8 protein-coding genes are annotated in these 7,037 nt (G+C 58.5%); 5 read left to right on the top strand and 3 right to left on the bottom strand.

The features are described 5' to 3' along the window. Positions 1-291: 291 nt before the first annotated feature. Positions 292-1,014, top strand: coding sequence for an RluA family pseudouridine synthase (locus ACTO3O_RS02605; RefSeq protein WP_297829542.1), 723 nt, complete (start codon positions 292-294; stop codon positions 1,012-1,014). A 253-nt stretch (positions 1,015-1,267) separates the two neighbouring features. On the opposite strand, the gene ACTO3O_RS02600 is transcribed toward ACTO3O_RS02605, so the two are convergent. Genes ACTO3O_RS02600 through rlmD form a run of 3 tightly spaced genes read right to left on the bottom strand, consistent with a single transcriptional unit; the run spans position 1,268 to position 3,771 of the window. Beyond that, positions 1,268-1,675: a cytidine deaminase gene (locus ACTO3O_RS02600; RefSeq protein ID WP_297829539.1), complete on the bottom strand. Its 408-nt coding sequence runs from the start codon at positions 1,673-1,675 to the stop codon at positions 1,268-1,270. A gap of 15 nt (positions 1,676-1,690) precedes the next feature. Next, a complete protein-coding gene (gene mnmC2, locus ACTO3O_RS02595; RefSeq protein WP_297829536.1) occupies positions 1,691-2,347 on the bottom strand; it encodes a tRNA (5-methylaminomethyl-2-thiouridine)(34)-methyltransferase MnmC2 in 657 nt (218 codons plus the stop codon). 14 nt (positions 2,348-2,361) lie between these two features. Next, complete coding sequence (gene rlmD, locus ACTO3O_RS02590) at positions 2,362-3,771, bottom strand: 23S rRNA (uracil(1939)-C(5))-methyltransferase RlmD (RefSeq protein ID WP_297829534.1); 1,410 nt, start codon at positions 3,769-3,771, stop codon at positions 2,362-2,364. Positions 3,772-3,858: 87 nt separating this feature from the next. On the opposite strand from rlmD, the gene ACTO3O_RS02585 reads away from it, so the two are divergent. Genes ACTO3O_RS02585 through ACTO3O_RS02570 form a run of 4 tightly spaced genes read left to right on the top strand, consistent with a single transcriptional unit; the run spans position 3,859 to position 7,035 of the window. Then, entirely contained in the window at positions 3,859-4,548 is a 690-nt protein-coding gene (locus tag ACTO3O_RS02585; RefSeq protein WP_297829531.1) for an MBL fold metallo-hydrolase, read from the top strand. Further along, the gene (gene trmD, locus ACTO3O_RS02580) at positions 4,538-5,218 is read left to right on the top strand and encodes a tRNA (guanosine(37)-N1)-methyltransferase TrmD (RefSeq protein WP_297829528.1); all 681 of its coding nucleotides are present in this window, start codon (positions 4,538-4,540) and stop codon (positions 5,216-5,218) included. Before ACTO3O_RS02585 ends, trmD begins: the two co-directional genes overlap by 11 nt. A 9-nt stretch (positions 5,219-5,227) precedes the next feature. Then, positions 5,228-6,400, top strand: a complete 1,173-nt coding sequence (lpxB, locus tag ACTO3O_RS02575) for a lipid-A-disaccharide synthase (RefSeq protein WP_297829526.1) — start codon at positions 5,228-5,230, stop codon at positions 6,398-6,400. Continuing rightward, complete coding sequence (locus ACTO3O_RS02570) at positions 6,397-7,035, top strand: fumarylacetoacetate hydrolase family protein (RefSeq protein WP_297829523.1); 639 nt, start codon at positions 6,397-6,399, stop codon at positions 7,033-7,035. Before lpxB ends, ACTO3O_RS02570 begins: the two co-directional genes overlap by 4 nt. The last annotated feature ends 2 nt before the right edge of the window (positions 7,036-7,037 follow it).

The following is a 7,037-nucleotide window of genomic DNA, read 5'->3' as shown; positions in this document are numbered from 1 at the left end:
GTCTGTCGGGCTGGGTTTTCTCGGCGGGGCGCTATAATGCGAGTATTACCCCAATGCGCCCCCGCCGGAAAACCACAGCCCAACGAAACAAGGCGGAGATAACCCGTGGTCGTCCCACGGGGACGACCTCTGCAAAAGTTCTTTGGGTACCTTTCTTTCAAGAAAGGTACGGTTCCAGCAGAGTACACAAAATAAACGAATGATTTTTTCCCGTCGGCACTTGCTTTCGGTCTACTCGCCCCCATTTGGTAGATCGAAAGGCCGGCGGGATTTTTATATCTTTCTCACACTATGGTAGAAGTACTTTACGAAGACAACCACGTGATCGTGGTCAACAAACGTCCCGGCGAGCTCGTACAGCCCGACCAGTCGGGAGGGCCCGCGCTGGAAGAGACCGTAAAGGATTATATCAAAGTGAAATACGCCAAGCCGGGAGCCGTTTTTTTGGGTGTCGTCCACCGGATCGACCGACCGGTCGGAGGCGCCGTACTGCTGGCCCGGACTTCGAAAGCCCTCGTTCGACTCAACGAACAGCTCAAACAGCGGAAATTCCGAAAGACTTACTGGGCGATCGTCGAAAACCGCCCCTCCGGCAACACGGCGGCAGGAGAGTTGAAACACTACATCGTTCGGAACGGAAAGACCAACAAATCGGCGGCTTACGAAACGTTCACGGCAGTTCCGGAGCGGCTGAGAGGGGAGGCGAAAGAGGCGATTTTACGATACAAACTTCTGGCTTCCGGCGACCGCTATCATCTGTTGGAGATCGAACTGCTGACCGGGCGGCACCACCAGATCCGGTGTCAACTCAGTAAGATCGGCTGCCCGATCAAAGGCGACCTGAAATACGGCGCGGCTCGCTCCAATAAAGACGGCGGGATATCTTTGTGGGCCAGACGCCTGAGTTTCGAACACCCGGTCACGCACAAAACGATTACCGTCGAAGCGCCGACACCGGCAGACGATACACTGTGGGCCTTTTTTGAGAGAGCGATCAACTCGAATGCGGAATAGTAGCAGAGAAAAAATCCATCATCACAATCGCCCCGGGCCACCGCGGCAGCAGCGAAGGCGCATTGTGGGGTGTCGGCATCGGTGGGTACATTTGGTCTTCCTCCTTTAGCAGGACTAACGGCGTGCTCTTGCACTTCCACACGATGTGGCTCAACCCCGGCGACGCGTACAACCGCGGCTACGGTTTTCAGTTGCGGTGCCTCTCGGAATAAACAGGACGGCGACCCTGAAAGAGTGGCTGCACTCTTTCCCGCTATTCGAGTTCAAAAGCGAAAGGCAACAATTCCGACACCATCGCCTCCCGAACCGAATCCCCCGTTCGATCCGCCATCAACACCCGTATATCCTGCGCGCCCTGTGCCCGCACCGCCTCCAGAAGCAGCTCCCGACACCCGCCGCACGGCGCCACCGGAACCTCCGAATCCGGCGAAGCGATCGCAATCGCCACTACCCGCAACTCCGGAAAAGTCGCCCGCGCATAATTCACCGCCACCCGCTCCGCACAACTCCCCAGAGGGTAAGCCCGATTCTCCTGATTGTTCCCGCACACAACCCCGCCGTCTTCCAAAAGCACCGCCGCACCCACCCGAAACCGGGAATAGGGCGCCCATGCCCGTTGCGCCGCCTCCAACGCCCTTGCCACCAATTCCTTGTCTTCCATAAGAAAAATCCGTTATTATTCCACCGACGGTTTCACCGCCCGCACCATATGCCGTTTGCCCAACGCTCCCGGCAACCGCACCACCTCGAACCCGGCCGTCCGCAAAGCCTGTTTGACCGTCCCCTTGGCCGAATAGGTCACCAGCACGCCGCCCGGCTTCAGAATCGAAAACATCCGCTCCATCACCTCCGCCGACCAGAGTTCCGGTTGCGCATCCGGCGCGAAGGCATCGAAATAGATCACATCGAAACGCCCCGCCAACGGCGCGAAATCGAACCGCAGCAAATCCGCCCGATACTTCGTCAGCCCGCATCCCGCTCCCACCTCGTGCCGGGCCCCGTCCCACGCCGCATCGTGCAATTCCAGGAAAAGCGGATCATCCGTATAGTTCAGCCGCGCCGCATCCTCCCGCTCCACCGGGTAGAGCTCGATCGCCCGATAATCCACCCGCCGCCCCGTCTCCGCAGCCCGCCGCAAGGTCAGCCACGCATTGAGCCCCGTTCCGAAACCCACCTCGAACACCGCCGGCTCCCGAGCGGGAACCGCCTCGAATCCGGCCCGGATATAGACATGCTCCGCCTCGCCCACCGCGCCTCGATCCGAGTGGTAGAACTCGCCCAGCACCGGATGGCGCACCGTCAACGAACCGTCTTCCGTCTCCAAAAACTCCATCGCGCCGCACCCGATTAACGCCGCACCAACTGCACCACATTCTCGACATGGTGCGTGTGCGGAAACATATCCACCGGCTGTACCTTCGTCACCCGGTAAGCCGAATCGAAAATCGCCAAATCGCGCGCCTGCGTCGCCGGATTGCAGCTCACGTAGACGATCCGTCGCGGAGACGCCGCCAGAATCGTCGCCGCCACATCGCCGTGAATCCCCGCCCGCGGCGGATCGAGAATAATCACGTCCGGACGCCCGTGTTCGGCAATGAACTCCGCATTCAGCACATCCTTCATATCCCCCGCGAAGAACAGCGTATTCCCGATCCCGTTGAGCGCCGAATTCTGTTTGGCATCCTCGATCGCCTCGGGCACATATTCGATCCCGACGACCCGTTTCGCCCTCGCCGCCACGAAATTGGCGATCGTGCCCGTCCCCGTATAGAGGTCGTAGACCACCTCATCGCCTGTCAGCTCCGCAAAATCGCGCGCCACCTTATAGAGATTATACGCCTGTTCCGAATTGGTCTGGTAGAACGACTTGGGATTGATCCGGAAGGTCAGATTCTCCATCCGCTCCTCCATATACGGCTTACCAGAGTAACAGAACACCTCCTGATCCCCGATGGAATCGTTCAGTTTCTCATTGATGATATAATTGAGCGAAGTAATCTCCGGAAACCGCACCCGCAAGTGCTCCAACAGAGCCGTCCGGGCCGCCGCATCCTCCCGTGCAAAGACCACTGTCACCATCACCTCGCCGGTCGTCGAAGTCCGGACAATGATATTCCGCAACAACCCCCGATGCTCCCGCAGGTTGTAAAACTCCATCCCGTTTTCCTGCGCGAACCGTTTGACCTCCAACCGAATGGCATTCGAAGGCTCCGGTTGCAGGTGACACCACTCGACATCCAGCACCTTGTCGAACATCCCCGGGATATGGAACCCCAGCGCATCGCCATCTCCCATAGCCGCCCCTTCGGCCACCTCCGCCCGCGGCACCCACCGCTTATCCGAAAAGGTGAATTCCAGTTTATTCCGGTAATATTCGCTCTTCTCCGACCCGATGATCGGCGAAATCTCCGGCAATTCGATCCCCCCCAGCCGTCGAAGCTGGTCGGCCACCTGCCGCTGCTTGTACTCCAGCTGCATCGGGTAGGGCAGCGCCTGCCACTTGCACCCCCCGCACTCGCCGTAATGTTTGCAGAAAGGCTCGACCCGAAGCGGCGAATATTGCACGAAATCCAGCACATACCCCTCCATAAACCGCCGCCGTTTGTTGTTGATCTGGACGCGAACCACATCGCCCGGCACCGTATGGGGCACGAAAACCACCACATCGTTGTATTTTCCCAGCGACTTTCCCTCGGCGGCTATATCGGTGATCTCCAGCGCCTCGATCTGCGGATATTTGCTCTTTCTCGGTTTCATAAATGATTGCTCGATTTCGGTATAGAGGCAAAGATACGGGTAAATTTCGTAAATTTGGAGGCGATAACCCTTTACCCTCCTCGCCTTATGCTCAAACTGGCCACCCTTACCTTCAACCCGTTCGGCGAAAACACCTACGTGCTGTTCGACGAGACGAAACAGTGCGTCCTCGTCGACGTCGGCTGCTCGACGGAACAGGAACGGCAGACCCTCGCCGCTTTCATCGAAAAAAACGACCTGCGACCTATGATGGCCATCAATACGCACGGCCATGTGGATCATATCTGCGGCGTGGAGTTCGCCAAACGGCAGTGGGGGATTCCTTTCGCCCTGCATCGCAACGACCGGCCCCTTCTGGAGATGGCCCACTGCTATGCCGATATGGGCTTCGACGTCGATCCGATTCCGACGGTGGACGTCGACCTCGCAGAGACCGAGACCATTCCGGTGGGAAACAGCACCCTCCGTATCCTCCAGACCCCGGGACACTCGCCGGGACACATCGCGATCCATGTACCGGACGCAGAGTTGTTGCTGACGGGCGACCTGCTATTCAAAGAGAGCATCGGTCGGACGGACTTGCCGGGCGGAAGCTATCCGACCCTGATGGAGAGCATTATCAGTCAGGTGATTCCGCTGGGCGGCGACACCCGCATCTTTCCGGGACACGGGCCGGGCAGTACCGTGGCGCACGAAGTGATGTTTAACCCGTTCATCGTCGAAGCGTTGCGCGGCGACGTCAACTACAAAAGCGATCGAACGACGCATGAGAATTGATATTATCACCCTGCTGCCCAAACTGTTGGACGGCGCCCTGAGCGAATCGATCATCAAGCGGGCACAGGACAAGGGGCTGGTCGAAATACACATCCACAACCTGCGGGACTACTGTGAGGACAAACATCGCACGGCGGACGACTACCCGTTCGGCGGCGAGGCGGGGATGGTCATGAAGGTAGAGCCGATCTATAAGATTATCACACAATTACGCTCCGAACGGGAGTACGACGAAGTTATTTACACCTCGCCGGACGGGGTGATCTATAACCAACAGGAGGCCAACCGGTTATCTATCTTAGGCAATCTGATCATCCTGTGCGGACACTACAAAGGGGTGGACTATCGGGTGCGAGAGCATCTGATTACGCGCGAGATTTCGATCGGGGACTATGTGCTGACGGGCGGCGAGCTGGCAGCGGCGATCATTACGGACAGCGTGGTACGGATTCTGCCGGGAGCGATCGGCGACGAGTGTTCGGCCCTGACGGACAGTTTCCAGGACAACCTGCTGGCACCGCCGGTTTATACGCGCCCGGCGGAGTTCAACGGGTGGCGAGTGCCGGACGTACTGCTGTCCGGGAATTTCGCCGAGATTTCGAAGTGGCAGGAAGATCAGGCTTTCGAGCGGACACAACGGCTGAGGCCGGATCTGTTGGAGACCAAATAACCGAACGACATGAAATATTACATCCTCTCCGGCGAGGCGTCCGGAGATTTGCACGGCTCGAACCTCATCAAGGGGCTGCTCGCGGCCGATCCGGAGGCCGAATTCCGTTTCTGGGGCGGCGACAAGATGGTCGAAGCGGCGGGCGACCGCGGACAGCTGGTCAAACACTACAAAGAGGCTTCGATCATGGGTTTTTGGGAGGTGCTCAAAAACCTGCGGCGGATCGGTCGACAGATGCGTTTCTGCCGGGAAGACATCGCGGCTTACCGTCCGGATGCGCTGATTCTCATAGATTATCCGGGCTTCAATCTGCGGATGGCGAAATTTGCCCACGAGCATCTCTGGCCGACAGGTGTCAACAGGCCGGAGGTCTTTTATTACATCGCCCCGAAGGTCTGGGCGTGGAAAGAGCGGCGCGTCAAGGATTTACGGAGATATGTCGACCGGCTCTTCATCATTTTCCCATTCGAAATCGACTATTTCCGGCGACATGGGATCGAGGCTTTCTATGCGGGCAATCCGCTGATGGACGCTATCGCCGGGCGACCGGCGGTGACGCCGGAGAATGACAAGGCTTTTCGGACAGAAAACGGTTTGGACGAGCGGTCGATCATTGCGCTGGTGGCGGGGAGCAGGGCTTCGGAGATTCGGTACAACCTACCGCCCATGGTGGCCGTGGCGCGACGGTTTCCGGAATATCAGTTTGTGGTAACGGGAGTTTCGTGGCTCGACAGATCGCTGTACGACAACTATTTACAGGGGAGCGACGTGCGGTTCGTCTGCGACCGGACTTACGAAACGATCGCCCGTTCGGCGGCGGCGCTGGTCACCTCGGGGACAGCGACGCTCGAAACGGCTTTGCTGGGGATTCCGGAGGTGGTCTGCTACCGCGGATCGGCTGTGAGTTTCTGGATTGCGAAAAAGGTGGTGAGCGCACGATTGCGCTTTATTTCGCTGGTCAATCTGATCCTCGACCGGGAAGCGATCCGCGAGTTGATCCAGACCAATTTTACGCCGGAGGCGGCGGAAGCGGAACTGCGTGCGGTGCTGCCGGGCGGGGTGAAACACGAGCGGATCATGCAGGATTTCGGGGAGTTGCGCCGGGTGGTGGGCGAGCCGGGAGCATCGGCGCGCGTGGCGGACGAGATGGTACGGTTATTACACGTAAATCATTCGAAATGAAGATTATCTGTATCGGCATGAACTACCCGGAACACGTCCGGGAGCTGCCGTCGGTGTGGGACGAACAGACGCCGCGGGAAACCCCGCGGGAGCCGGTCTTTTTCATCAAGCCGGACACGGCGCTGCTGCGGAACAACGATCCGTTCTACCTGCCCGACTTTTCGCAGGACGTGCAATACGAGTGCGAGTTGGTGGTGCGAATCAACCGATTGTGCAAGGGAATCGAAGAGCGGTTCGCCCATCGTTGTTACGAAGAGGTGGGGCTGGGAATCGATTTCACGGCCCGCGACCTGCAACGGCGGTGCAAGGCCGAGGGGCTGCCGTGGGAGATCGCCAAAGGATTCGACCACTCGGCGGCCATTGCGCCGGTCTTTGTGCCGAAGGCGGAATTGCCTGATATCCAAAACATCCATTTCTCGATGGATTTGAACGGCGAACGGAAACAGACGGGATGTACGGGAGATATGATTTTCAGCGTGGATCGGATCATTGCCTACGTGTCGCAGTTCGTCACCCTGCGGATCGGCGACCTGCTCTTCACCGGAACGCCGGTCGGGGTGGGACAAGTACATATCGGCGACCGGATTACCGCGGAATTGGAGGGGCGCCCTATGTTGGATTTCCAGATCAAATAACA

Source organism: Rikenella sp., assembly GCF_056799795.1.
Note: the sequence above shows the minus strand (reverse complement) of the source record. Positions and strands in the feature narration are given on the sequence as shown.

What these genes read in the sequence shown, in the direction of transcription:
- ACTO3O_RS02605 (WP_297829542.1), top strand. Translation starts at nt 292, where the DNA reads ATGGTAGAAGTACTTTACGAAGACAACCACGTGATCGTGGTCAACAAA.
- ACTO3O_RS02600 (WP_297829539.1), bottom strand. Translation starts at nt 1,675, where the DNA reads ATGGAAGACAAGGAATTGGTGGCAAGGGCGTTGGAGGCGGCGCAACGG.
- mnmC2 (WP_297829536.1), bottom strand. Translation starts at nt 2,347, where the DNA reads ATGGAGTTTTTGGAGACGGAAGACGGTTCGTTGACGGTGCGCCATCCG.
- rlmD (WP_297829534.1), bottom strand. Translation starts at nt 3,771, where the DNA reads ATGAAACCGAGAAAGAGCAAATATCCGCAGATCGAGGCGCTGGAGATC.
- ACTO3O_RS02585 (WP_297829531.1), top strand. Translation starts at nt 3,859, where the DNA reads ATGCTCAAACTGGCCACCCTTACCTTCAACCCGTTCGGCGAAAACACC.
- trmD (WP_297829528.1), top strand. Translation starts at nt 4,538, where the DNA reads ATGAGAATTGATATTATCACCCTGCTGCCCAAACTGTTGGACGGCGCC.
- lpxB (WP_297829526.1), top strand. Translation starts at nt 5,228, where the DNA reads ATGAAATATTACATCCTCTCCGGCGAGGCGTCCGGAGATTTGCACGGC.
- ACTO3O_RS02570 (WP_297829523.1), top strand. Translation starts at nt 6,397, where the DNA reads ATGAAGATTATCTGTATCGGCATGAACTACCCGGAACACGTCCGGGAG.